The 21,959-nt window shown below is 65.0% G+C and carries 25 protein-coding genes and 2 tRNA genes; 3 read left to right on the top strand and 24 right to left on the bottom strand.

Annotated features, from left to right (window positions below):
• Position 1: 1 nt before the first annotated feature.
• The 20 genes from U5N23_RS11485 to U5N23_RS11390 all read right to left on the bottom strand — a co-directional run bounded on the left by U5N23_RS11485 (position 2) and on the right by U5N23_RS11390 (position 18,525).
• A complete protein-coding gene (locus tag U5N23_RS11485; protein ID WP_322592938.1) occupies positions 2-1,588 on the bottom strand; it encodes a hypothetical protein in 1,587 nt (528 codons plus the stop codon).
• 3 nt (positions 1,589-1,591) lie between these two features.
• A complete protein-coding gene (locus U5N23_RS11480; RefSeq protein ID WP_322592937.1) occupies positions 1,592-1,900 on the bottom strand; it encodes a hypothetical protein in 309 nt (102 codons plus the stop codon).
• A gap of 1 nt (position 1,901) precedes the next feature.
• On the bottom strand, positions 1,902-2,417 hold the full coding sequence (locus tag U5N23_RS11475; RefSeq protein ID WP_322592936.1) for a hypothetical protein: 516 nt from the start codon (positions 2,415-2,417) through the stop codon (positions 1,902-1,904).
• A 78-nt stretch (positions 2,418-2,495) separates the two neighbouring features.
• Positions 2,496-3,455 (bottom strand): hypothetical protein, encoded by a 960-nt coding sequence (locus U5N23_RS11470; protein WP_322592935.1) that lies wholly within the window; start codon positions 3,453-3,455, stop codon positions 2,496-2,498.
• A gap of 9 nt (positions 3,456-3,464) precedes the next feature.
• Positions 3,465-8,516 carry a hypothetical protein gene (locus U5N23_RS11465; RefSeq protein WP_322592934.1) on the bottom strand — a complete coding sequence of 1,684 codons (5,052 nt, stop codon included), beginning with the start codon at positions 8,514-8,516 and terminating at the stop codon, positions 3,465-3,467.
• Between the two features lie 98 nt (positions 8,517-8,614).
• The gene (locus U5N23_RS11460) at positions 8,615-8,884 is read right to left on the bottom strand and encodes a DUF1799 domain-containing protein (RefSeq protein ID WP_322593224.1); all 270 of its coding nucleotides are present in this window, start codon (positions 8,882-8,884) and stop codon (positions 8,615-8,617) included.
• 68 nt (positions 8,885-8,952) lie between these two features.
• Positions 8,953-9,537 carry a phage tail assembly chaperone gene (locus tag U5N23_RS11455; RefSeq protein ID WP_322592933.1) on the bottom strand — a complete coding sequence of 195 codons (585 nt, stop codon included), beginning with the start codon at positions 9,535-9,537 and terminating at the stop codon, positions 8,953-8,955.
• Between the two features lie 114 nt (positions 9,538-9,651).
• A complete protein-coding gene (locus tag U5N23_RS11450; RefSeq protein ID WP_322592932.1) occupies positions 9,652-10,299 on the bottom strand; it encodes a phage tail tube protein in 648 nt (215 codons plus the stop codon).
• Positions 10,300-10,500: 201 nt separating this feature from the next.
• Positions 10,501-10,860 (bottom strand): tail completion protein gp17, encoded by a 360-nt coding sequence (gene gp17, locus U5N23_RS11445; protein ID WP_322592931.1) that lies wholly within the window; start codon positions 10,858-10,860, stop codon positions 10,501-10,503.
• A complete protein-coding gene (locus U5N23_RS11440) occupies positions 10,857-11,333 on the bottom strand; it encodes an HK97-gp10 family putative phage morphogenesis protein (RefSeq protein WP_322592930.1) in 477 nt (158 codons plus the stop codon). The genes gp17 and U5N23_RS11440 overlap by 4 nt, the downstream gene beginning before the upstream one ends.
• Positions 11,330-11,647 (bottom strand): phage head closure protein, encoded by a 318-nt coding sequence (locus U5N23_RS11435; protein ID WP_322592929.1) that lies wholly within the window; start codon positions 11,645-11,647, stop codon positions 11,330-11,332. Before U5N23_RS11435 ends, U5N23_RS11440 begins: the two co-directional genes overlap by 4 nt.
• A gap of 1 nt (position 11,648) precedes the next feature.
• Positions 11,649-11,990 carry a head-tail connector protein gene (locus U5N23_RS11430; RefSeq protein ID WP_322593223.1) on the bottom strand — a complete coding sequence of 114 codons (342 nt, stop codon included), beginning with the start codon at positions 11,988-11,990 and terminating at the stop codon, positions 11,649-11,651.
• Positions 11,990-12,292: a hypothetical protein gene (locus tag U5N23_RS11425; RefSeq protein ID WP_322592928.1), complete on the bottom strand. Its 303-nt coding sequence runs from the start codon at positions 12,290-12,292 to the stop codon at positions 11,990-11,992. Before U5N23_RS11425 ends, U5N23_RS11430 begins: the two co-directional genes overlap by 1 nt.
• Before the next feature lie 63 nt (positions 12,293-12,355).
• Positions 12,356-13,675, bottom strand: a complete 1,320-nt coding sequence (locus tag U5N23_RS11420) for a phage major capsid protein (RefSeq protein WP_322592927.1) — start codon at positions 13,673-13,675, stop codon at positions 12,356-12,358.
• A 63-nt stretch (positions 13,676-13,738) separates the two neighbouring features.
• Positions 13,739-14,413 carry an HK97 family phage prohead protease gene (locus U5N23_RS11415; RefSeq protein ID WP_322592926.1) on the bottom strand — a complete coding sequence of 225 codons (675 nt, stop codon included), beginning with the start codon at positions 14,411-14,413 and terminating at the stop codon, positions 13,739-13,741.
• Positions 14,382-15,629 carry a phage portal protein gene (locus tag U5N23_RS11410; RefSeq protein WP_322592925.1) on the bottom strand — a complete coding sequence of 416 codons (1,248 nt, stop codon included), beginning with the start codon at positions 15,627-15,629 and terminating at the stop codon, positions 14,382-14,384. The genes U5N23_RS11415 and U5N23_RS11410 overlap by 32 nt, the downstream gene beginning before the upstream one ends.
• Positions 15,629-17,383, bottom strand: coding sequence for a terminase large subunit (locus tag U5N23_RS11405; protein ID WP_322592924.1), 1,755 nt, complete (start codon positions 17,381-17,383; stop codon positions 15,629-15,631). The genes U5N23_RS11410 and U5N23_RS11405 overlap by 1 nt, the downstream gene beginning before the upstream one ends.
• On the bottom strand, positions 17,383-17,712 hold the full coding sequence (locus U5N23_RS11400) for a hypothetical protein (RefSeq protein ID WP_322592923.1): 330 nt from the start codon (positions 17,710-17,712) through the stop codon (positions 17,383-17,385). Before U5N23_RS11400 ends, U5N23_RS11405 begins: the two co-directional genes overlap by 1 nt.
• Positions 17,713-17,964: 252 nt before the next feature.
• Complete coding sequence (locus U5N23_RS11395; protein WP_322592922.1) at positions 17,965-18,297, bottom strand: HNH endonuclease; 333 nt, start codon at positions 18,295-18,297, stop codon at positions 17,965-17,967.
• Positions 18,298-18,449: 152 nt separating this feature from the next.
• Positions 18,450-18,525, bottom strand: a tRNA-Met gene (locus U5N23_RS11390).
• A 64-nt stretch (positions 18,526-18,589) separates the two neighbouring features.
• On the opposite strand from U5N23_RS11390, the gene U5N23_RS11385 reads away from it, so the two are divergent.
• A complete protein-coding gene (locus U5N23_RS11385) occupies positions 18,590-18,976 on the top strand; it encodes a hypothetical protein (RefSeq protein WP_322592921.1) in 387 nt (128 codons plus the stop codon).
• 145 nt (positions 18,977-19,121) lie between these two features.
• On the opposite strand, the gene U5N23_RS11380 is transcribed toward U5N23_RS11385, so the two are convergent.
• Both U5N23_RS11380 and U5N23_RS11375 read right to left on the bottom strand, forming a co-directional pair.
• A tRNA-OTHER gene (locus U5N23_RS11380) sits at positions 19,122-19,252 on the bottom strand.
• 59 nt (positions 19,253-19,311) lie between these two features.
• On the bottom strand, positions 19,312-19,530 hold the full coding sequence (locus U5N23_RS11375) for a hypothetical protein (RefSeq protein ID WP_322592920.1): 219 nt from the start codon (positions 19,528-19,530) through the stop codon (positions 19,312-19,314).
• Between the two features lie 142 nt (positions 19,531-19,672).
• Here U5N23_RS11375 and U5N23_RS11370 point away from each other — a divergent pair, with 142 nt between their 5' ends.
• Positions 19,673-20,077: a hypothetical protein gene (locus U5N23_RS11370; protein WP_322592919.1), complete on the top strand. Its 405-nt coding sequence runs from the start codon at positions 19,673-19,675 to the stop codon at positions 20,075-20,077.
• Entirely contained in the window at positions 20,078-20,563 is a 486-nt protein-coding gene (locus U5N23_RS11365; protein ID WP_322592918.1) for a hypothetical protein, read from the top strand.
• Between the two features lie 189 nt (positions 20,564-20,752).
• Here the strand turns inward: U5N23_RS11365 and U5N23_RS11360 are convergent, their stop codons facing one another.
• The gene (locus tag U5N23_RS11360; RefSeq protein ID WP_322592917.1) at positions 20,753-21,475 is read right to left on the bottom strand and encodes a hypothetical protein; all 723 of its coding nucleotides are present in this window, start codon (positions 21,473-21,475) and stop codon (positions 20,753-20,755) included.
• A 91-nt stretch (positions 21,476-21,566) separates the two neighbouring features.
• Positions 21,567-21,656, bottom strand: a complete 90-nt coding sequence (gene cas5, locus U5N23_RS33125; RefSeq protein WP_416208605.1) for a CRISPR-associated protein Cas5 — start codon at positions 21,654-21,656, stop codon at positions 21,567-21,569.
• Between the last annotated feature and the right edge of the window lie 303 nt (positions 21,657-21,959).

The following is a 21,959-nucleotide window of genomic DNA, read 5'->3' as shown; positions in this document are numbered from 1 at the left end:
CTTATCCGTTGATGCCGCTGAGCACGGCCGAGTTGCCGAACGTGGCGCCCTTGGTCCCCGGTGGCGTCGCAGCGCGGCGGTCGAATGCCGGCGACGTGAGGTTCTGCGTCATGGTGAACTTGCCTGCGGTGGCCACCTTGACGGCGGCTCCTGCCGCTGCTGCCTGTGTGGCAACGCCGAGCACGGACATGGCGGTGTTGGCCATCAGGTTCAGCGTGCCAAAGGTCTGGGACGTGCCCTGCGTGATGCTGATGCTGTAGCCAGTCGTCAGCATTTCTGTCCAGTGAGACTGGTAGCCGTTGCTGCCGTTGTTGTAGACCAAAGTGCCCGTGGCCTCCAAAGCCGACAGGTCAGGCTTGAGGCTGTTCAGGGTCCAGGACGACGCCGACCCCGGCGTGTTGTTGTGCGACATGACCAGAGGCCCATTCCCCGGGCGGTCAATGATTCGGGCGGTGCCGAAAGGTGCAGTGGAGTTGCCGCTGGATCGCACCAGCACGCCCGTGTTCGTGTACTCATTGACCACCGTGGGAGACATGGGGGTCGCCCAGAAGCCGCCACCGGCCTTTGGGGCGAACTGCGGAAGCTCACCGTACCCGGAATTCAGGCCTGCGGCCATGTTGACCGTGGCCAGCAAGTTCAGGCTGGAGTCGTACAGCTTGAACGCGGCAACCGTGGGCACCGATGGGTGGTTGGTCACGATGTTGCCATTGCTCAGCTCGATGATCTTGCCGCGCATGGCGCCGACAACAGCCGACTGCAGCGGGCCCTCGTACAAGTTGGCCCCGCTGGTGATCTGCACCACTGCCCCCTGCATCACGCCCGCAGCATTGAAGCGTGCCATGCGCAAGCCTGCGGTGGCAGCAGTGCGCGCATAGCGCACGATGAAGCCGCCCGCAGCCAGCGGCAGCAGCACAACCCACGACGGCGTTACCGCAGCCTCCACCACCGTCATCGCGCCCTGCAGCGCACCCGATGCGCTGTACCGCTTGAACACCATGTCCGTGGCGTTGGGATAGGCCACCACCACCTCACCCGAGGCCAGGCGGATCAGATCCCAGCTGATCGCGCTGGTAGTGGCGTTGCCCACATTCGCTGCCGCCGCAACAATGGCCCCGGTGGTGTGGTTGACGATGGCCAGCATGATGTTGCTGGCCTCCTGCCAAGCAACGGCGATGTTGTCGGCACCAGCGAAGGCCAGCTTGGCCGAGCCGCTGGTGGCGGCAGAGCCCAGCACGGTGACCATCCCCAAAGCAGCCAGCGGCGAATAGAAGCCCAGGTTCATGCCCGTGCTTGCCGCGCTGCCATTGCCTGGGAATGCGTGCGCAAAGCCACCGTTCGCCATGGCCAGAATGTTTTGAAAGCTGGCGCCCCCGGAAGTCGCGTCCCCGTAGTTGGTGGTCATGTTGGCGCTTGTCACGGGCGCAGGCGCGGAGTTGTTTTGCGCCGCCAGCGATTGGGCCTCAAGCACCTTGTGCACGTACCCGCCCTGCGTGATCTTGACCAGGTTGCCCTGCGCGATTGCCTCACCCGCAAACACGCTGACAGGCTGATCCAGGCTGTCCAGATTGGTGCTGATAGAACGTCCCATTGCTCACTCCTCGAAGCCAAAGCCAACAGCAGACACACCGGCGTCATTCGCGCGGGCAACCAAGAACTGACCAGCCCCCACCACGATGGCCGTGCGCTCCAACACGCCGCTGGGTGGAAGGAACACGTCGTACTCGATCCACTCGCCAGCCGCAGGGGCAGCAGTGACAGCGAGCGCAACGCGCACAGTGGTTGCTCCAGCGCTGCGGTTGCACAGCGAGAGGGTCAGGGTGGTGGTGACCCCGGCCGGGTTGTAGAGCGTGGTGGTGGCGCCGGCCGCGAGGTCAAAGCCGAACAGTTTTCCTTGAGGCATATCAGGCCCCTCCGTAGTAATAAAGTTTGTTGCGAGGGATGCGGGCCGGTGGGCCGCTGACGGCCACGGTCCACTGCGAATAGGTGCCCGCACCCTCGGTGTAGGTCACAAACACCTCGATATCACCGGTGGCGTTGTCGTAGAACTGGATGCGCCCATACATCACCTGGCCACCGGGCGCGCCGATGGTCACGAACATGCCCGCGCGCAGATCCTTCCCGGCTTCAATCTGAAAGGACGGCTCCCCCTGCGCGATGGTCATGGTGGTGGTGCTGGTTGCCAGCGTGCCGGGCGCGTTGAGCGCGGTGATGGCCGCGGCCACTGCCTCGTCGCGCGCAGAGTCGGCACCCTCTGCGCTTTCAGCGGCGGTATCGGCGCTGTTCTTTGCGTCGGTGGAGTTCACGTAGGTGGCCTCGGCCAGGGCATTGGCCCCTGGTGCGAGTACGTCTTTCTGCCACGCCAGCGAGGCCTCGAACTGCTGGTCAAAGCTGGCCACCGGTGAGTTCGCATCAGGCACTGGCGGCCCTGCAGGAATGGGGACTGGTATTTGTGTTGACATCGCTTTTGCTGGTGGTGGTTGATGGGTGCCGGGGCCTCAGGTGGGCAGGCCCTCGATTTCGATTTCGACCTCGCTGCGCTTCACATCCGGGCGCGTGACGCGGGCCGACTTGAGCAGGCCGAAGTTCAGCGACTGGTTGAACCCCTGGGCCAGGGTCGGGGCGAAGGCCACGCCCTTGAGCAGCAGGCCGCGCAGTTGGCTCAGCGCCGCGTCCTCCCGAACGCCCTTGAGCAGCACCGTGCCGCGCATGTCGTAGGTGTTGCCGTAGATGGCCACGGTCGTGGTTCCATCGGTCTCCTGCTTGCTCTCGGAGATCACGCGGGGCGTGCGAGACAGGCCTGCCAGCACGCCGCCCCAGTCGCCTGGCAGGAACTGCAGCTTGCCGACTTCGCATTGCGACAGCGCGCGCATCTGGTCCTCTGTGCCCTCCACCGTGATGCGGATCTCGGCGTTCGGGAAGATCGGCAGGCCGGTGATCAGGATCCGGTCGCGCTCGATGCGCTGGCCGAACCCATAGTCCCAATACCCCAGGGCCGGCGCCTTGATGGTGTCGGTACGCTCCACCTGCAGAACGCCGCCGCTGCTCTCGGGCTTGTCGAAGACCTTCACGCGCCACCGCGCGCCGCGCAGGCCGTACAGCGCTATCGCGTTGGCATAGCGCATCCCCAGCCGGTACTCAAGGTTTTCCGTGGTGCTGGTCAGCGCGATGGACTGGTACACCCGCAAGCCGTTGGACTTGATGTTGGGCCCGAACGGCAGGTGCCGGCGGGTGGGCCGCATGTCCTGCCACACCGTGGGCGCTTCTTCGGGCGGCACCGTGCTGGATGCAATGTCGGCTGCCGCCTTGAACACCCGGTGCAGGCCGGAACGGATGCGCTCCTGCCCCTTGGTGATGGCAGCCCCGCTGACCCACTCGGTTTCACCCGGGGCGGGCTCGGCGATGGAGCCCGCCAGGAACGTGGCATTCGTCATCGGAATGCGCTCGATGTAGTACATGGTCCCTCCTCAGGTTTCAGTGGCGAACACGGAAGGCGCCATGGCCAGCGCGCTGCCGCGCTTCGCACCTTCCAGGACGCTCGCGGTGGTGCCGGCGTAGCCGTTGCCCTTGTCCACGGCGAACTCGACAGCGCTTACGCGCGCGATCAGCTCGGACACCAGGCCCTCAAGCCGGCCGCCACCCATCAGCTCGCCAGTGGGGAAGGGGTTGTGCTTGGCAGGGATCACAGCTTCGCCCTCCTGCAGCAGGGCCCACCCGGTGCGCGGCACGTAGTCGGTGCCTTCATGGAAGATGGGGAGGCCCAACGCCTTGGCCTCTTTCTCAAGCGTGCCCGGTGGCATGCCGAACATGTCGTTGAGCTGCGGCATGGTGAAGCCCTTGCCCTCCAGCGCGTCATAGATGGCGGTGGAGGTGCCTACGCCCGGATTGGCCGCAATCGCCGCAGCTGCTGCCGCGGCCATGTCTGAGGCGTCGAACAGCACGCCAGTGCTCGTTTTTCCGGTGCCGCTTGCCTTGTCGAAGTAGGCGCCGTTCTTGCCGATCGTGCCCTGCGCGGCCGTGTTGGCACGGGTCTGCGCTTCCTTGTTGTATGCACCGATCAATGCGGCCAGCGCGCCGGGGAGATCCTTCACGCCGGTATGGACGCCGCGCATCTCGTTGATCATGTCCCGCCCTTGGGCGAGGTCGTCGTCCAGCTTCTTGAGCTGCGCCTCCTCAATGGTGAGCTGGTCCCCGCCCACCTCCTCCAGGTCCTGCAGCTGGTTGGCCACCACAAGACGCTCATAGTCGGCATCGGCTTTGCTGCCCGTGGTCTGGGCAAAGTCGCGGTTGATCGCCTCGATTGCCTGTGCCAGCTCCTTGGCATCCGGGAGCCCTCCGCCGGCCTGGGCCGTGGCCACGGCTTGCTCGATGAAGGCGCGAGCCTCGCGGCCTTGGAACTTCGCCACATCGTCCACCTCGCCGAACAGGGCGCGTGCTCCCTGCTGCGCGGCTTCGAACACCGCGCGCACATCCTCGATGGTCTTCTGCTGCCGCTCGCGCTCCTTGTTGGCAGCGGCTTCGTAGGCTGCCCACGCCGCATCTGTCGCGGTGGTGTCGTTCGCGATGGCTTCGGTCGCTCGATCTCGCAGCCGGTCCAGGGCGTCCAGTTGGGCCTGCGCCGCGTCCTTGATGCCCTGGATGTACTTCTCGGTTGCGCGGTTGGCGTCGTACAGGGTCTCGATCTCTTTCAGCCGGGTCGCGTCGAGCTTTTGGCCCTTCTCGTCCACAAAGCTGTCCAGGTACTGCTGGCGCTCCAGGGCTTCGGCCTCCTTTTCCTTGCCCTCGGCGCGGAGTTTTTCGACCGCCAGGCTGTCGCGTTCGCCGGTGAGCGACTTGATCGCGCTCTCGTACATCTGGGTCAACTCGTCCACTGCCGTGGTCAGGTTTTGGACCACTGGGGTCTGGGCCTCGACGCTCGCCCACGCTGGTGCCAGGAAGTTGGCCAGGTCCATTGCGTCGCGGATTTGGTCGCCCGATGCTCCGCTCTCGGTGAGGCCGGTTACAAACGCTCTGATGCCGTCCTGCCCCAGTTGCTCCAGGGTTTCGGCCGTCACGTTGTCGAGGCCCAGCCGGTTCGCCTGGCGCGCTCCGCTGCGCAACAGGGCCTGGCGGCGCTCCTCATCCGAGTAGTAGTTCTGCATGTAGGCAGAAGTCGTCGAGCTGAATTTCTCCAGCCCACCGAAGGCCTCGATGAAGTCGTCCGCGAAGTCTGCGAGTGCCAGCGATCCCTGGTGGATGCCGAAGCCCAGGGCGTCCGAGGCTTCGTTCAGCGTGTTGAAGCTGGTGGACAGCCGTTCCAGCGTCTGGATGGCCGTCTCGCCGGCCTTGGCGTACACGCTCGCCTGGTACTCCATGCGCGTGCTGGTGGTGGTCTCGGTGGTGTAGGCGACGTTGTGCGGGTCGGTGGTGTCGGACCAGGTGTTGACGATGGTCTCGGTCACCTCTTTCCAGCTGCCCAGCAGCTGCTCGGCCATCTCGGTGCCGGCCTTGCCGAACGTCTCGGCGATCTTGGCTTGGATCTCTTCGGGCTTGAGGCCCATGAGGTTCAGGTCTTGCGCGCCGAGTTCGTAGGCGAAATTCTCCACGCTGTCGCCAGCGAGGCCCAGCGAATTCGCCATGTCCACCACGTTGCTGCGGTAGGCCTTGTAGCCCTTCTGTACCTCGCGGTTGAACACCTCCGTCTGCGTGGCGAGGCCCTTGGTGGACTCTTCCAGGCTGGTCACGGTGGCCTGCAGCGAAACGGCGTAGTTGGTCTCACCACGGCCGGCATCGCGCTCGACCTGCAGACGGCGCTGCTGTTCCTTGAGCACTTCGAGCGGATTCCCCGTGGAGAAACTCGACCCGTCCAGCAGGGTGCCCCCCTCGCGCCATTCTTCCCACGGGGTGAGGCTGTTCGCACCGCCAAGCACGCCGGCAAAGCCGGAGCCGACGATGGACTCCGAGCGCATGCCGCCCAGGATGTTGATCACGGCGAGGGCGATCAGCGCGGCGACGCCACCGGCCGCCAATGAGCCCGCACCAGCGCCTGCGCCTGCCGCACCACCCCCGCCAAGCGTGGTGCCAGCCGTAGATGTGGCCACCCCCGACACCGTGCCATTCGTGACGATGCCGGCCAGCGGGTGCGACAGGTACGCAGCGGCAGCACTGTTGCCAATGCCCATGTAGGCGCTGGCGGCGCCATAGGCGTTGTAGAGCATGCCCGAGCCCTGGGAAAACTGGTAGGCGCTGGAGCCAAGGCTTGCGAGGTTGCTCAGCCCGCCGCCACCGCCGCCACCCGCCACGCCACCCCCGCCGCCAATCCCCAGCAGCTGCAGCGCTCCGCCCGTGACCTGGTTCATCACCCCATCAATGAGCATCCGCAGCGGCTTGCGCAGCAGTGCCTCTTGCAGCACCTCTCGCATCTTTTCGCCGCCGGCTTTGCTGCCGTCGAAGATCGCGGTTTCGATGGCGTCGCCGAGGCCGCGCTGGGTGTCTTCGATGTAGCGCTTGAAATCCTCCTGTGCCTTGCGCGTGGTGTCCCGCGCCTTGTCGTTGCGGTCGACGCGGTTGATCCCGTCCGCCTCACGGTTCAGGGCGTCGATCTCGGCCTTGCGGCGCAGGTAGTCCTCGGACCCTTCATAGGCCCCGGTCGGGCCGTCCAGCTTCTCCTGCAGGCGGGCGGCGCGCACGCGCAGCAGGGCCTCGGCCAGGCTGATGTTCGTAGCGGCGGCCAGGCCGGCGGCATCGTCCTCCAGGTCCAGCGCGGCGACTCGTTCCTCGATGCCCTTCACCACCTCGCTGGCCATGTCGCGCTGCTGCTGCAGGAATTTTTCGCCCGCGTCGTAGTCCGCGTTGCGGGCGTCGGCGGCGTCCTGGCGCTCCTTCGTCAGCTGCTTGAGGGCTTCGGCCTCTTTCTTCGCGCTCTCCACCATGAAGGGCTGCTTGGCGAGCAGCTGCCCTACCTTGACGTCCATCTCCTCGGCGCCGATGGCCCCTTCCTTGAAGGCCTTTTGCAGGGTGTCCCATTCCTTGAAGAAGGAACCCGACAGACCCGACAGTTCGGCGAGCAACTTCTGGCGCTCTTCCAGTTCGCGCTTGCGCTCGTCGGCCGCCTTCTTTGCGGCGGCTGACTCAGCTGCGGTTTCGGCTGCGGACTTGGGCGGCTTGATGGACTCCTTGGGCTGCTCGGGCGGCACGTACTCCACCGGCGGGTTCATCAGATTGATGACGGCGATGGCTGCCGCGTCCGCTGCCTTCTTGGTGTCCTCGATCTGCTTTTTCAGGGTCTCCAGGCGACGCTGCGCCCGGTCGTTACCTGGGTCTCGGTCGGCGGCCATCTGCACGCCAACCAGCTTGTTCTGCAGCTCCTGCAGCTTCTGCGCCTCGGCTGCTGCCTTGTCCGATGCTTTGCCCGCCACAACGTCCTGCGTCGATACCTGCGGCTGGCCGTAGAACTCGCGCACGTTGTTCCAGTAGCGCTGCGATGCGATTTCCCAGAAGCCCAAACCTGCGGCGCGACCTTCACGAAAAGCCTTGGCAGTGGCGTTGATGCCCTCGATCAGCGGACCGGTGAGCGCGCGCGCGGCGTCGCCCGCGTTGGCCTGCATCGCGAACAGTTCCTTGTTGAATTTTTCCGCTTCTTCGGCTTGCTTCGTGGTGACCTTGGCCACCAATTCGCCCTTCTCTGCCAGGTCGGTCAGAAACGGGGCGGCATCCTTCACGCTCTTGCCGAACAGGTCCTGGATCAGGCGGGCCTTGTTGGCGTCGTCGGCGTAGCCGGACAGGGCCACGGCTGTGACGCGCAGCGCCTCTGCCGGGTCCAGCTTCTTCAGCGCCTCGGCCTCCAGGCCGATGGCCTTTAGCGCGTTGGCAATGTCCGACTTCGGCGTGGCCTTCGACAGCACGTCGTTGAACTTGACTAGGATGCTGCCCACGGTCTCGAACGATGCGCCCGTGCGCTTGCCCACGTCTTCCAGGGCGCTGATGTTCTCGATGGTGGAACCGGTGGCGTCCTTGATGTCGTTCAGGGCATCGACACCATCGTTCACGCTCTTGATGAAGCCCAGGATGGCGCCCGCGGTGATGCTGCCCGCCATCGCCGCCAGGTGGCCGCGCGCAAAGCTGGCGGCTGTGCCGAGCGAGTTGGTGCTCTTGGCCAGCCCATCGGCGGAGCGTGAAGCGGAGTCGGATTTGGCCTTGGCTGCGTCCAGCTGGTCCAGCAGGGGCTTGAGCTTGGCTAGGTTGGCGCCGCGCATGCGCGCCAGGCTTTCCTGGTACTGGCGCGCGCTCTGGCCCGTAGCCTCGAACTTGGCGATCTGGCGTTGGAGGTTGGCCTCCATGTTGCGCGTGGCCTGCTCGATCTCCTTGGCCGAGCGCTCGGCACCCTTGCCCACTTTGCCCAGGCTATCGCCGCCTTCTTTGCCCACGTCTTCGGCGGTCTTGCCCAGGCTCTTGATGGAGCGCTTGCCCCGCTCCACGCCGGCCTCGATCCCCGAGGGGTCGGCCACAAACTTGAGCTCTTGCGTCAGGTCATCAGACATAGCGCCCCTGAAATGCAAAAGGCCCACGGGGTGAGCCGTGAGCCTTGGAAATGAAAAAACCCGCCGAGGCGGGTTAGGTGCTTGCTACGTGGAGCCGTTTACGACTTGGAGGGCTTGGGCTCGAACTCCCGGATGGTGAGCAGGGCCGATTCCTCCATCACCTGCAGGTCGTCGTGCAGGTCCTGCCAAGCCTTGTCGTCCAGGCCCAGCTTGTCCATCATGGTGAACATCACGCCCCACTGCAGGCCCACGCGGGTGCCGGACATGCCGGCGTGCTCCCACTTCGTGTAGCCCACCCGCTGCATGAGCATCACGGCCTGCTCGTTGTCGGGCCAGAGTTCGAGGTCTTCGGTCTCGTAGTCCGACAGCTCCCACTCTTCCGCCCTGGCCTCGGCCTCGGTGATGGGCGGCTCGTACAGGGCCCGAGCCGCCGCCGTCAGTTTCCCACGCGGCCGTGGTAGATCGCGCGGTCGTAGGCGTTCAGCGCGGCGCCCAGGAAGCCCGAGAACTGGTCTTCCATCTCCACCAGGCTGTCTGCCGTGAACTCGTCTTCCAGGTCCCAGCCGGTGGCGAACTTGAGGATCAGCGCTGCATCGTCGGCCAAGTTCTTGCGCACGCCGGCTTCCATCCCCTTTTCATTGATCCGGGCCATCGCCTGGTCGATGAAATCGTACGGGCTAGATGGCGCTGGAGTCGGGGCCGGGACAGGCTCTGCCGGCGCGGCAGTATCGAGCAGGTCAGCATCTGCCGCCGGCTGGTCCTCCTTGCCAACCACAGGGGCGACCACGGGCGCAGGTGCTGGCGCCGGGGTTTCGGCCTTCACAGCCTGCAGGGCTGCGCGCTGCACATCGTCACGCAGCTTCGACCAATGGGTTTTGCGCAGCGCCTTGCACTGCAGATCCACCTGCACGGGCGTGCCGTCCAGTCGCTTGAACTCCACCGGCATGGTGAACGATGGCACCTGGCCTTCGGCAAGGCGCTTGATGCGGGTGACGGGTACAGCTTTGACTTTTTCGGCCATGGTGATGACTTTCTTCGCAAGGGTGGAAAAGGCCCGTGCGCACCCACGCCGTCCCCTTGCGAAGGAACGAACGTGGATGCGTCGGTGCAGGTTGTGGGCCGCGAGGCCCGGGGATCAGGCGCCGTAGCGCGTGCTGATGTTTTGGGCGTTGAACGTGCCCTTGACGGTCACGGCCGAGCCTTCGGTCAGGGTCTCTTCTTCGTTGAAGGAAACCTTGGCCGGCACGAGCGACACAGCACCGGACTTGGCGCGGCGGCGCACCACCGTGAAGGCGTCGGTGTCGCTCAGAGTCTTGAGCGCGTCGTAGGCCGGCGTGTCGATCATGTCGGCGTCCATTTCGAAAGTGCGCTGCACAGCCGTGAAGCCGTCGTTCAGCACAATTTCCACGTCGGACTCGATGAACTTCACGTTCACCGTCTTCGCGTCGCCACCGCTGGAGCTGTGGTTCATGGTGCGGTCCAGGTCCACCCAGGTGGTGACCTTTTGCACCGAGCCCGCGCCGCCGCCTGGGCTGAACAGTTCGACGTTGCTCGTGTTGGCCTTGGCCAGCACAAAGGCATCGGTGGTGACGCTCTTCACCTTGAAGGCGCGCGCGTTGAGGCGGCCCCAGCCGCTGAAGATCAGCACGATGTCGCCGACGCCGTAGCCATGCGCCAAGACGCTGACAGTGGCCTCTGCGGCGTTGGTGATACCCGTAACCGTTTTGGCGGCTGCGAGGACGGTGGCAACCGAGTGAATGGTGCCGGTAGGAGTGCGAGCCATGGTGGCCTTTCGTAGAAAAATGCCCCGGTGAGGGGGCGGATTTCTGCGAGGCGCATGGCGTCGAGGCCCGAAGGCGAGGACTGCCGCGAGGCAGGGTGAGGAGAAGGGTTCAGGTCTGCTTTTGCAGCCACTGCTCCCAGGCTGTGATCGCGCCCTTTGCAAGGCGGATCAGCGCTTCATGGAGGGCTTTCGTTGCTGGTTTCATCGTGGTGCCCAGATTGAAAAGTCTTGTCGCGAGCCGCGCAGGCCCGTGTCGGGGTCGTAGGTGCTGGTGCGCCCGCCAAGCGGCTCGGCCTGCCAGCCGGCCTGTGCCAGGATGGCCACCTCTGCTGCCTTGGCCAGGTCGGTGGCTTCGTCGCGCGTGGCGGCCCAGCAGGCGACCTGCACGCGGCAGCTTTCGTTTTCGGGCAGCGTGCCCTCGGTCCACATGAGCCCCTGCCCGCCGACCTGCTGGTGGACGATGTAGGGGGCCGGGGTGTTCTCTGGCACCTGGTCGGGGTACGCGGCATCGCCGGCCACCAGGGGCGCCAGCGTCAGGAACAGCAGTGCGTCGATGGTCATTTGCTGCCGCTCGCTTTCTTGACCAGCCTGGCCCACGTGGACTTCGCCGCCTTCACGGCCCGCCCGCTCGCGGCATCGTAGGCAGGGCGCAGGTAGGGTTGTGCGGCGGCGCGGCTGGTGCCGTTCTCCACCATGTCGGCATAGGGCGCCTTCTGGCGGTTCACCGCGATGGAATAGACCGCCCTGCCATTGCCAGACAGCCGCTTGTTGAAATACTGGTACACCGCGGCCTTCAGGTTGCCCCGGGTGAACAGGTAGGCCTTGGCCTTCTTGTCGCCCTTGGCGGCACGCGCGGCGGCCTTGCCGTAGAAGTAGTGCTCGGCTTCCGTGCCGACGGGGGCGCGCCGCTCCACCTCGTCGTGTAGGACCTGGGCGCCGGCCTGGGCCGCCGGCCGCGCTGCCTCCACGGCGCCCACCTTGATGGTGTCCATCCTGGCGAACAGCTTCGTGAAGTCGGCCGATCCGCTGATCACTTTGTCACCTCGCAAACCAGGTCCACAAAGGTGCGGTCGGCGCCAGGCAGCGCCGCCTTGATCTTGTAGACCGTGCCGGCGAACTGCACTCGCATGCTGGCGTCCACGTCGGTGCGCCGACGGATCCGCATTGAGGCTTGCACGGTGCTGGTCTCGGCGCCGGCCTTGATGGCGGCCGTGCCAGACAGGTGCCGCACGTCGGCCCACAGGGTCACGAAGGGCGCCCAGTCGCCCGGCACTGGCTGGCCCGAGGGCGAGCGGGTTGGGCCGCGGTGCTCGATCACGATGCGGTCGGTGAGGTCTCCTGCGCGCATGTCACACCCCCAGGCCCACGCGGTAGGGCTGCAGCAGCACCCGCGATCCCATTGGCAGATTGCTGGCGATGGTGCCGGTCACCACGTCCTCGCGGTTGGCGAACAGGTGGCCCACCAGCAGCAGGATTGCGGCCTTGATCGCGGCGTTCACCAGCACGGGCTCGGTCGGCGGCACCTCGGCGGCGGCGTCCAGTTCGTCCTGGGTGGCGTAGACGTTCCGGTTCAGAAACTCCACCACCGAGGCCTGGGCCGCTTCAAGGTACAGCGTGATCAGCGCATCCTCGGCCGAGTCATCCACCCGCAGGTGCAGCTTGGCCGTGGGCAGGTCCACCAGCGTGGGCATCAAGCGGCCCCGTCCAGCAGCGCGGCGAGGTCGGCTTTCTTCGTGACGCCCTCGGGCACGGCGATGCTCTTGGAGGCCAGGGCCTCCTTGAGCTCGGCGACGTTCAGGCCGTCAGAGGGCTTGCCAGCGGGCCCGGGCTCGGCGGCCTGCAGCTCGTGGGTCTTGAATTGGCCGTGTACCGCGCAGCGCACGGTATCCACCAAGTGCGTGGCCATCTCCTGGCCGACGCGCATCTGGTCGCCAGGGGCGAAGGAGCCGAACGCGGAGTTCGAGCCGAAGGTGGTGAAGGTGATCCATTCCATGATGATCTCCAGGAGTTGGGGGAACAGGAGCGGGCCAGGGCGCGCAGCCCCGGCCCAGGCTCATCAGGACGCGGGGGGCGTCAGGTCACCACCGCGCGCGGCGGCCGGGATCTCGGTGGCCAGCGCCAGGCGGCGCTCGGCGCGAACCGTGATCAGGTTCTTCGTGAAGTTGTCGCCGTCGGACTCGGACAGTTCCACCACGGCACCCTGGCGGGTGTAGAGGGTGTAGGCCTGCGAGAAGTTGGCGATCAGGAACGTGTCTGCGGCCACGCCCACCGACTGCACCACCGGCACGCCGAACAGGCGGGTCACGCCGTTGGCATCCACCGACACGCGCACGGTGTTGCTCGTGGTGGTGAACAGCTCGATTTCGATCTGGGCCCAGTCGGCAGGGCTCAGCAGGATGGCGTCCGCAGGGTAGCCGGCGGTCCACAGGTCGGCCAGGACCTTGCGGATCAGGACCAGCTTGGGCAACGTGCTGCCCAGGGCGCCGGACAGGTAGCCGTGCAGCGTGTAGTTGCCGGTCTTCATCATCCCGGAGATCAGCGCACCGGTGCCCAGGCCGCTGACCAGCTGCGTTTCCACCTTGCGGTTCACGCCGTAGATCATGCGGTTGTTCACGTAGGCGGCCAGGGCGGCGTTGTCGTCGGCCAGCTGGCGCGAGATCTTGATCCAGTGCGCCACGGTGGAGACCGCTTGCGTGATCAGCGAGAAGGTGATGCCAGACTCGGGCTTCGATGCACCTTCTGCCGTTTCGGCCGCCGCATTGGTGAAGGTGTCCTCCCGCGTGTACTCGATGGAGTTACTGGTGGTGGGCACCGAACCCAACAGGGTTTCGATGGTCAGGATCTGCGATGCGCCGGGGATGATGCCGGGGCGGCGGTCTGGTGCCACAGTGGCGTCGCTGCCGGTGAGGGTGTTCTTCACCTCGATGCGGGCCTTCTGCGTGCGGCCCTCGCGGAAGGCAGCGTAAGAGTCGGCCTTGACCACCTGCGCGCCCCAGGTCGCATCCAGCTTTTGCTCCTGGCTGGGGGCGGTGCCCTTCTGTTCCATCTGCAGCAAACGGTCGGCCAGCGCCTTCTGCTCGATGCCGATGTTTTCCAGGGCGGTCTTGGTGTCGTCGGACACCTTGCCCATGGTCTTCGCCTGGCCGTCGGCCTTCTCGGCGATGTCCTTGAGCTTGGCTTCCACGCCGTCCAGCGCCTTCATGATCGAAGTGCCGTCCAGCTCGCCGAGCATGGCCAGGCCGCCCAGGCCCAGGGCCAGGTGCGGGTAGCTCGCCACGAGGGCGGGGATGTCGACGCCGGCCGCCTGGGCGCCGAAGCCGACAGCAGCCACGGCCATCAGGGCCAGGGCGCGGAGGGAGAAAATGGATTTCTTCATGAGAGTCTTTCTGAAATGAAAAAGCCGCCTCAAGGGCGGCGATGGTTGCGGGTTGGGTGGTGGCTATGCAGCTGCCATGCGCTGGAGTCGTTCCAGGATCAGGCGCTCGGTTTTGGCTTCTTCGCTCTCCGAGGCATCCCGCCCCGTAAAGATCGCTTTCGCCCGGGAGACGGTTGCCATCGCCTCCCACTTGCCCAGCCCCGCATCCCGCAGCAGCCGTTCAATGTCGCGCTCTGTCTTGCACTCGGGCAGCAGAGCTTCAAAGTCCATGGATTTCACTGTCGACGTGTCGATGCGCGCCATGCCGTCGGCAGGGAACACCACCGGGGAAACCTCGATTAGGCGGGACCATTTGCGGATGGTGCGGCCAGTCTTGGTCTCGTCGTAGTCGCCGCGCTTGAGCATGCCCCCGATGGACAGGCCATCCAGGGTGCCGTGCTTCATGGCCGCGTGCACGTCATTGGCCAGGCCCAGGCCCTTGGTGAGCTCGCCCTCCACGAACAGGCCCCGGTCGTCCTCGCGCGCCACGTTCCATTTGCCGATGGGCATGTCCCACTTGTGGTTCCAGAACATCTTCGGCTGCGCCTGGCCGAGCGTTTCCAGGAACGCGCCGCGCAGGATGGTGTCGCCCGCGGCGTCCACGCCGTTGAAGACCGATGCATACCCGGAAAACTTCCCGGTGTCGCCGTCCATCTTCAGAGACACCTCACTGAGCGATAGCGTTTTCTGAATCAGCATTGCTGCCTCCTTTCGGTTGAACCTTGCCCAGCATGCTGATGGGCAGCAGGTTGGCTTGCACCGTGATCACGTCGCCGCCATCCACGGGCGGCTCGTTCTCCAACTGGCGCATTTCGTTGCGGGTGGCCAGGCCGTTCTGCACCTTCTTTGCGGCGATCTCGGCGCGGTCCTTGGCGTTGCCCCGCAGCAGAGCGTCCAGGCTGAACTCGGCCTTCATGGTGGCGCGCTGGCGGGGGGTCATGACGCGCTTGTGCACCGCCTGCTCGATGCTCACGAGGATGGGCCGAATGCTGAACTTGTGCCAGCCGTCGATGATCTGCTCGATGCCCGAGCCCCATGCGGTGACGTTCGAGTGGTAGACCAGCACAGGCGGCACATCCAGCCAGCGGCAGAACTGCTCAACGCCAAACTGCCGCGTCTCCAAAAGCTGCTGGTCCTCGGGACTGAGCCCCAGCTGCTGGTACTTCATGTTCGCTTCCAGCACGGCCAGGCGCGATGTGCTCCCGGTGGCCAGCTCGCTGTAGTTCGAACGCAGGGACTCGCGCTGAGCGGGCTTCAGGGCCGCGTCGATCATCAGCACGCCCGTGGGCTTTCCGCCATTGCCGAACACCTTGGCGGCCGACTGCTGGGCCTTGGTCTGCTCGTCGGTGGTGGGCCGCATGAACTCCAGCTTGGACAGGCCCACCGTGCCGTTCCCCAGGTTCTTCAGGTGCAGCACGTTCTCCTCGGCCAGAAACGCAATGCTGCCGTCGATGAAGTAGCGGTACACCATGCTGCCGTCATCCAGCACGATGGGGGTTACCAGGTCGGCCGACATGGGCCACATCGCCACCGCCTCGCCGTCCAGCGCCCGGTCAATCCGGGCGTATGCGTTGCCCCGTAGGTCGTGGTTCAGCATCATCGCGCGCCAGAACTCAAAGGGCGTCATGCGCGAATTGGGGCTGTCGTGCAGGATGCCGTACAGGCGCGACGTGCGCGCCAGCACCTTCTCGCCGTTGCGCTGCTCGTACACAAAAAACGGCAGGCTGGCCACCGTGGTGGCGCGGCGGTCCAGGCAAGCCCAGACGCCATCCAGCTGCAGGGCTGCGTCTGGGCCCTGGTTCAGCATGCCGTCGATGACCGGGGTGTTCGGCATCGGGTACTGCTCGCCGCGGTGCTCAGTGAGCGCACCGCCGCGGCCGAACCAGCGACCAACAGATTGGAGGATTGTGGCCATCAGGCAACCATTGGGTTGGCGAGGATGTCGTCCAGGCTGGGCGCGACACCTTCGGGGTTGAGGGATAGCAGGGTCACGGCGTTGAACGTGCTCATCAGCGGGTCAATCTTTGCCGTGCCGGATGCCTGCTTGGTCACGATCACTGCGTTCTTCGTGCGCTCCACCCGGGCATTGCCCACGCACCAGGCCATGAGCGGCTGGGCGCCGTGCAACATCACGCCCTCTGCCAGCTTGCGCTCGGTCGTGAGGATTGCCCCATGCAGCTTGTAACCCTGGGGCACGCCCACGATCTTCTCGCGCGGGATGTCCTCCTGCGCCAGCGCGTCCAGCACGCCGCCCAGGCCCAGAGGGTCACAGCCCACCTGGTCCAGCAGGCCCGAGGCCTCGCAGCGCGCAACCAGCTTTGCGAGCTGCGCGGTGTCTTCGCCGACGTTGTTCACCAGCACCAGGTGGCCCTCCTTTGCAAAGTCCTGCAGCCGGGGGGCAATCTCTTTGCGGCGATCCAGCACGGACGGGTGGGCCCATGCCCGGGTCCACAGCAGCCAGCGCTGCACTTCCGCCAGGTGCGCCGGCACCACCTCTTGCGTCTCGGGGTCGGTGTACTCCAGCACCCATACCTCTTCCACCTCGCGCCGCCGGCCGAGCACCGACATGCCCAGCAGGTCGTCCATGCCGCCGCCGTCGATGCCCACCTCGATGACCTCGCACTCGTTCAGCAGCTGCTGCAGCGTGAGGCCGGGGCGAGCGCCCTGCTGCTCCCAGAAGTCGGCGCCCGGCCAGCGGTCATCGCGCAGGTTCAGGCCGATCTCCACGTTCAGGTGCTTGGCCAGGAACTCGCGGAACTGCTGCTCGCCCAGCTCCTGCGCCTGGTTGTGCAGCTGGGTGATCCGCTCGATGTCCACCGACGTGCCCCAGTTGGGGTTCGTCACGTAGGCGTTCTCCAGCTTCTTGTGCAGGCCAGCCTTCAGCATCCAGGCCGGGAACTCGTAGATCACCGGTAGGAACTTGCGGTCGACAATTGCGCCATCGCGCACCTTGCGCGCGTAGTTCAGCTTGTCCTTGAACACCCCGGCCGGCGGCTGCTCGCTCTGCGTGGTCGCCCAGATCACGAACCCCTCGGGCCGCGAAGCCAGGCCGCCCGTGGCTTCCAGCAGCATGTTGTTGGCCTTGGCCTTCTTGCCGAACTCGTGCACCTCGTCCACGAAAACGAAGCTGGCCTTCTTGCCGCTCACGGTGTCGCTGTCGGCGGCTACCACCTTGAGGGTGGCCAGGGTCTCCCGGTGCGTGATCAGCCGCTGGTACTCCTGCACCTTCAGCAGGGCCTGCAGCTCGCGGTCCGCGTTGATCATGTCGCGGATGGGCTTGAAGCTGTTCTCCGCGATCTCCTTCGTGGGCGAGAGGATCAGCAGCTCAGCCGACTTGCGCCAGTTGAGAATCAGCGCCGTGAGCATCACGCCCGCGGCAATGCTCGACTTCCCGTTCTTCTTGCTGACCATGAGAAAGAACTCATTGATCAGCTGCCGTCCTGTCTCCGGGTGGCGCGCTCCGAAGATCGCGCGCACCCAGGCTTCCAGCCACTCCAGGCAGATGTCGCCCAGGGTCGGCTCGCCGTCCGCATCCACCAGCACCAGGCCGCTGAAGATCTCCCAGGCCTCGTCGGCCATGTCCGGGTACAGCGGCGCGAAAGCGATCAGCGGCTCGCGTTCAACAATGCGGCGCTCCCAGTCCAGGCAGGCCGTCGACCATTCGACCATCAGGGCACCCGCTTACCGCCCGCTGCGGCGAGCTGCGGCCCCCGGCGCGTGGCGTATTTGCTGGAGCCGGCGGCGGCCTTGGCCGCATCTGCCGCCTCGGCCTTCTTGCTGACCTCGCCTTTCTTGGGGTGGACGTAGGGGGCGGCAATGGTGGCGGCCGTCATGCGGCGGGCCTTGTCCTCCTCCGGGTTGCGCATCACCTGCAGCAGGTAGTCCAGGGGCATGAGGCTGCTCAGGTCCTCGGGCGGCGCGGGCGCAGCTGGCGGCTCCATGCCGAACGGCCAGCCCTCGGGCGCGGCATCGGTCTTGTAGCCTTGGGCGTCCACCACGGGGCCGGCTGCAGGGGTTGCTGGGGCGGGCTTCCGCTTCCGGCCAGCACCGGGTCGGGCTCCACCACGAGGCATTTTTCAATCCTTTGATTCTTTGATTTCGCCCCTGGGGTTTTCAAACAGGGGCTTTTCGGCGCGCGTGGGATACGGCTGGGTTTCCTGGCTTCCGGCCGCCCGGACTTTTGACCCGCCCTACCCTGCCTGGCTTGCCACTGCATCGGGGCACGAGCCATCAGCCCCGTGGAGCCCCGTTCACCGGCTCAGCCTGCCCGCCCTCAGTCCAGCCTCTCGGGCCGTCTTCTTGGCGTGGCATCGATCAGGGCCCGAGCAAAGCAGCTGCAGGTTGTTCATGGCCATGGGGTCGCCCCCTTGCTCCAGCGGCACGATGTGGTCGACGTCGTGGTCATCCCGCACCAGGCCGCAGTTCGCACAGGTGAAGCAGTCTCGCACCTGCACTGCTGCTTTCCTGGCCATCCAGGCAGAGCCCCGCACCCGCTCCGATGCGCCGGCCTTCGTGTGCAGCACCCGGACAGGAGCAGCGTTCAGGGTGGCCAGCCGGGGCCCGATGGTCTTCAGGCGGCCCATGGCTGTCCTTCGTGTTCTGGCGTCATCGGACCTACGGGGCTTGGTCTGGCCCTGCTGACGCCTGCCGTTCGCTTCCAGCACCGAGCTTCCGGTGGAAAACCGCCTCGCCTTGCGGCGGCCGACGCTGGCTGTCGGCGCTTCTGGTCGGGGAATGGTTGCGATGGGCCGATTCGAACGGCCGACCAGCGGGGTATGAACCCGACGCTCTACCAGCTGAGCTACATCGCGGAAACGAAACGCCCTCCCAGCTTTACGATGGAGTTCTCACACAACCATCGCCAGGAGGGCGGAAATGACACCACAAGAACGGAAAGAGTTTGACGATCTGCGCCAAGCTGTCGTCAGCCTTATTTCGACAGTTGATGCGCTGAGCCGTGACTTGAAAGCCAAAGAGGAGAACCTGTCAGCAAAACAGAAGGCGCTGGACGCGAATATGGCGCAGCTAAATACCCTGACTTATCAGGCAAGCGCCTTCAGCATGGTGCTGATCGGTCTGCAAAACGCATTCAACAGCAGCAACCCTCAGAACCGCGCACTCTACGCGGCGACCCTAGCCCAAGCACGCCGCGACTTTCATGGGCGTCTGCTCTTCACAGCAGTCCCTGACGCAACGGTGGAAAAATTCGATGAAGCGCTGAAACGACTTGTTGACCCTGATTTGCACTCATTTCTGCAATAGCGGCCGCTTCTTCAGCGAGCCGGCAGGCGGCCTCTGCCGCCGCTTTTAGATGTTCGGCCCGTTGCGCGAGCGTCTGCAGGGGTGGGTTTTGCATGGGCACTCCTCGAAATGGGACACGCTACCAGGCTGATCTACATCGCGGAAATGGTTGCAGCGCTGGGATTCGAACCCAGGTAGGAGCGTGTATTGCCTGCGCGCGGCACACGTCCCTGTTGCTTGCATCAGGCTTTCGGCCTGCCTTGGCGCATCACCTTTAGGCCACTCGGGCACGCTGCGGAAACAGAAAAGCCCGCGAGGCGAACCTGGCGGGCGATGGTTACGGGAGCGGGACGAAGTCAGCCGTTCTTTTTTAGCAGCATGAGGTCGTAGCGTCGTTCGCCAGTCATGCTCTCTCGGTGGGGCTTCTGGATGGAGAATCCATCTCCACCCCCTTCGCGCACCCAGTCGCGAGCCACAGCATCGAACTGCTCTTCGGAAAGTGCCAACGTTTGTGGGTCAACGGAGAAAACTTCTCCGGGCTTTTTGCTATCAAGCAGTTGTTTAAAGTTTTGCATGCCTATGACTTTATCGATGCAGAAGCCACCTAGCAAATGCAATTAATTGCACTGTCAAACCCAGCGTCCCAATGAGGAAAAATAAGGGGTCTCAGGGGTCTGGCCGCTAGACTGATCCCCAAACTTCGAACAAAACCCGACTATGGCTGCAGCAAAGCAAGCGAGGGCGAAGCCTTCACCCAAACCAAAGAAGACACCGCAACAGCTTGCCCAATGGGCGGCCTACGAAGCACTCTGCGCTCAGCGAGAGGAAGAAGCAAAGGCTCGGAAAGAGGTGGCCGATGCCCAGGCAGCCAAAGCCAAAGTCGCCGACGACAAGCTCAAAGCTATCGAAAGCCTTCGACTGAACGCTTCAATGTTCCACGAGGCTGAGCAATTGCGGCAGCTTGCACAGGCAGTGTTCTCGCAGCTGGATCCAGGCGCCCCCGCCGAAGTGCTGGAGAAGGCAGTTCGGTGGCGGAGGGAAGTGCTTGGGCTAGCCGCAGGGATCGATCCGACCGCAGAAATACTTGCTAGCTTCGCCTCACCAAAACAACGGGATCTTTGAATGGAACTTCCTCGAATTGGCCCTGACCGCTACACGCTTCATATCCAACGCACAGGCGGCTCATTCGCTGCTTATGTTCTGAGAATTCATCAAGCCGAAAGCGACGATCTGCTCCCGCGCCTGGTTCCAAGATACACCCTTCACACACGCTTTCGGGATGAGCAGGAAGCCTACCGGGCCGGCACCGATATCGCGAGGAAACTCGCCACCGGAGAACTGAGCCCCGATTCGGAATCAATCTCTGAGAAGGTTGGCCACTACCGCATCAAGGCGTCAGCAGCCTTTCGCCTCGACCAGCACAAATGGGAGCCTCAGTTGCTTATCGAGAGCAGAAAGCCAGAGAACAAGGGCTCCGTGCAAGACGTGAGTGCAACGCCAAATGCGCTTCGCCTTAACCTGTTTCCTGAAGCGAGCACCGCCTCGAAATACGCCCTTGAGTACGGTCGTCGAATGGTTCAGAACGCAATCAGCGGCTTGAAGGTTTAACCAGGAACCTCACAACGACAAAACCCGCCGAGGCGGGTTCTTGAGGGCGAGCGAATCCATCGAGCTTTCCCGGTCCCTACTCTCCGCAGGGTGGTGCTTCGTCGGGCTCATGAGCCCCTGGACTGCCACCGATAGACGCCAATATTTCTGGCGTCTGCGCTGACGGTCGCAATGCTACCACATCCCGGCCTATTGCGACACGGGCACCTTCCCTGCGGCCTGCAGCTTCATCCTGTGCACCCCCTTCAGCGCTACGCGCGCGCCGCGCCGGGCGTGGTCCACCTGCTGCTCGATGTGGGCCGAGATCTCCCGGCCGTCCTCCCCGTGAGGGATCAGGCGCCGGCCGGTGCCGTGGCAAGCCTTGCATGGGGTCTTGCTCTGGTAGTTGGTGCCCGGCACAAGCTGCCACATGGTGCCCTGGCAGGCGGTGCAGTTCCGGTCGGCCCACCAGTCCAACACGTCCAGCAGCTTCTCGGCCGGCGGTGCAATGCCCTTAGCCACCACCCAGGGCAGCAGCCCGGCGTGAGGGTCCATCAAGGCGGGAAGACTCTTGAGGCGGCCCAGGATGCGGCGGCGCTCCACGGCCAAGTGCTGCTCGGCCAGGGCCCGGGCGCCGGGGATGTCCAGGCTCTCCACCGGGCGCCCGCCCTTGCGGCCCCTCTTGCCCATCATCACGCGGGGCATGCTCTCGGCCAGCTGCCGAATGTCGTCGGGTGTCATGCGCGGGGGCTTGGCGGTGCCGTCCCATTCGGTCATCAGCTGGTACACCAGCCGGCCCAGGGGCGCGGGCGCCTTGCCGGCGGCGATCAGCAGGTCCACGTCGCCGCGGCGCTCCAGGTTCACGGAAAGATCGCTGCTGCTGGCTGCGCTGGTCAGGCGTTCGTCAAAGGTGGGGATGTGGCTCGTGGTCATGAGGTCCTTGGGTCAAAGGGTTTGCCGGGCCCGGCGCTCGACTTCGGCCCGTTGGTCGCGGTGTGCCTGGCGGCGGTGGTCTCGGCGACGCTCACGCGCGGCACGGTGGCGGGCAAGCACAAAGGCCCCCGCGAGCAGCAGAAGGAGAAGGCAGAGGAAAGGCATCTCGGAAGGCTTTCAGGAAGGCTTCAGGGATGGGTCACGCGATGTCACGCTGTCGGAACGTGACGCAGCGTGACGGTGCGTGACCCTCGCAGGGGTGCAGATGGCGCACCCCTGCGACCGGTCAAGCCCCCTAGATTCGGGGGTCTTGTCAGGGAAAAACGGGGGAGTTTCACCAGCAAGGGCCCCGTTTTCAGGGGTCTTTGGAACCCCGTGGGTTTCGCCTGGGTTCGCGCTAGGTTGCCCAAGGGTTACCCGTGGGTTTTCCATAGGTTCGCCCTGGGTTTCCAGGGGTGCGGCATTTGCACCCCTGACGCCTTCA

The sequence above is a fragment of the Acidovorax sp. genome (assembly GCF_034519795.1).
Taxonomy (GTDB): Bacteria; Pseudomonadota; Gammaproteobacteria; order Burkholderiales; family Burkholderiaceae_C; genus Acidovorax.
The sequence above is the reverse complement of the archived record's forward strand: the minus strand, read 5'-3'. Positions and strand labels throughout refer to the sequence as shown.

Excerpts from the sequence above, each read along its gene's own strand:
- U5N23_RS11470 (WP_322592935.1), bottom strand. The coding sequence starts at position 3,455 with ATGTACTACATCGAGCGCATTCCGATGACGAATGCCACGTTCCTGGCG.
- U5N23_RS11420 (WP_322592927.1), bottom strand. The coding sequence starts at position 13,675 with ATGAAGAAATCCATTTTCTCCCTCCGCGCCCTGGCCCTGATGGCCGTG.
- U5N23_RS11360 (WP_322592917.1), bottom strand. The coding sequence starts at position 21,475 with ATGACCACGAGCCACATCCCCACCTTTGACGAACGCCTGACCAGCGCA.
- U5N23_RS11365 (WP_322592918.1), top strand. The coding sequence starts at position 20,078 with ATGGAACTTCCTCGAATTGGCCCTGACCGCTACACGCTTCATATCCAA.
- U5N23_RS11415 (WP_322592926.1), bottom strand. The coding sequence starts at position 14,413 with ATGCTGATTCAGAAAACGCTATCGCTCAGTGAGGTGTCTCTGAAGATG.
- U5N23_RS11455 (WP_322592933.1), bottom strand. The coding sequence starts at position 9,537 with ATGGCCGAAAAAGTCAAAGCTGTACCCGTCACCCGCATCAAGCGCCTT.
- U5N23_RS11370 (WP_322592919.1), top strand. The coding sequence starts at position 19,673 with ATGGCTGCAGCAAAGCAAGCGAGGGCGAAGCCTTCACCCAAACCAAAG.
- U5N23_RS11385 (WP_322592921.1), top strand. The coding sequence starts at position 18,590 with ATGACACCACAAGAACGGAAAGAGTTTGACGATCTGCGCCAAGCTGTC.
- U5N23_RS11395 (WP_322592922.1), bottom strand. The coding sequence starts at position 18,297 with ATGGGCCGCCTGAAGACCATCGGGCCCCGGCTGGCCACCCTGAACGCT.
- gp17 (WP_322592931.1), bottom strand. The coding sequence starts at position 10,860 with ATGACCATCGACGCACTGCTGTTCCTGACGCTGGCGCCCCTGGTGGCC.
- U5N23_RS11430 (WP_322593223.1), bottom strand. The coding sequence starts at position 11,990 with ATGCCCACGCTGGTGGACCTGCCCACGGCCAAGCTGCACCTGCGGGTG.
- U5N23_RS11375 (WP_322592920.1), bottom strand. The coding sequence starts at position 19,530 with ATGCAAAACTTTAAACAACTGCTTGATAGCAAAAAGCCCGGAGAAGTT.
- U5N23_RS11485 (WP_322592938.1), bottom strand. The coding sequence starts at position 1,588 with ATGGGACGTTCTATCAGCACCAATCTGGACAGCCTGGATCAGCCTGTC.
- U5N23_RS11435 (WP_322592929.1), bottom strand. The coding sequence starts at position 11,647 with ATGCGCGCAGGAGACCTCACCGACCGCATCGTGATCGAGCACCGCGGC.
- U5N23_RS11480 (WP_322592937.1), bottom strand. The coding sequence starts at position 1,900 with ATGCCTCAAGGAAAACTGTTCGGCTTTGACCTCGCGGCCGGCGCCACC.
- U5N23_RS11405 (WP_322592924.1), bottom strand. The coding sequence starts at position 17,383 with ATGGTCGAATGGTCGACGGCCTGCCTGGACTGGGAGCGCCGCATTGTT.
- U5N23_RS11465 (WP_322592934.1), bottom strand. The coding sequence starts at position 8,516 with ATGTCTGATGACCTGACGCAAGAGCTCAAGTTTGTGGCCGACCCCTCG.
- U5N23_RS11410 (WP_322592925.1), bottom strand. The coding sequence starts at position 15,629 with ATGGCCACAATCCTCCAATCTGTTGGTCGCTGGTTCGGCCGCGGCGGT.
- U5N23_RS11450 (WP_322592932.1), bottom strand. The coding sequence starts at position 10,299 with ATGGCTCGCACTCCTACCGGCACCATTCACTCGGTTGCCACCGTCCTC.
- U5N23_RS11425 (WP_322592928.1), bottom strand. The coding sequence starts at position 12,292 with ATGGAATGGATCACCTTCACCACCTTCGGCTCGAACTCCGCGTTCGGC.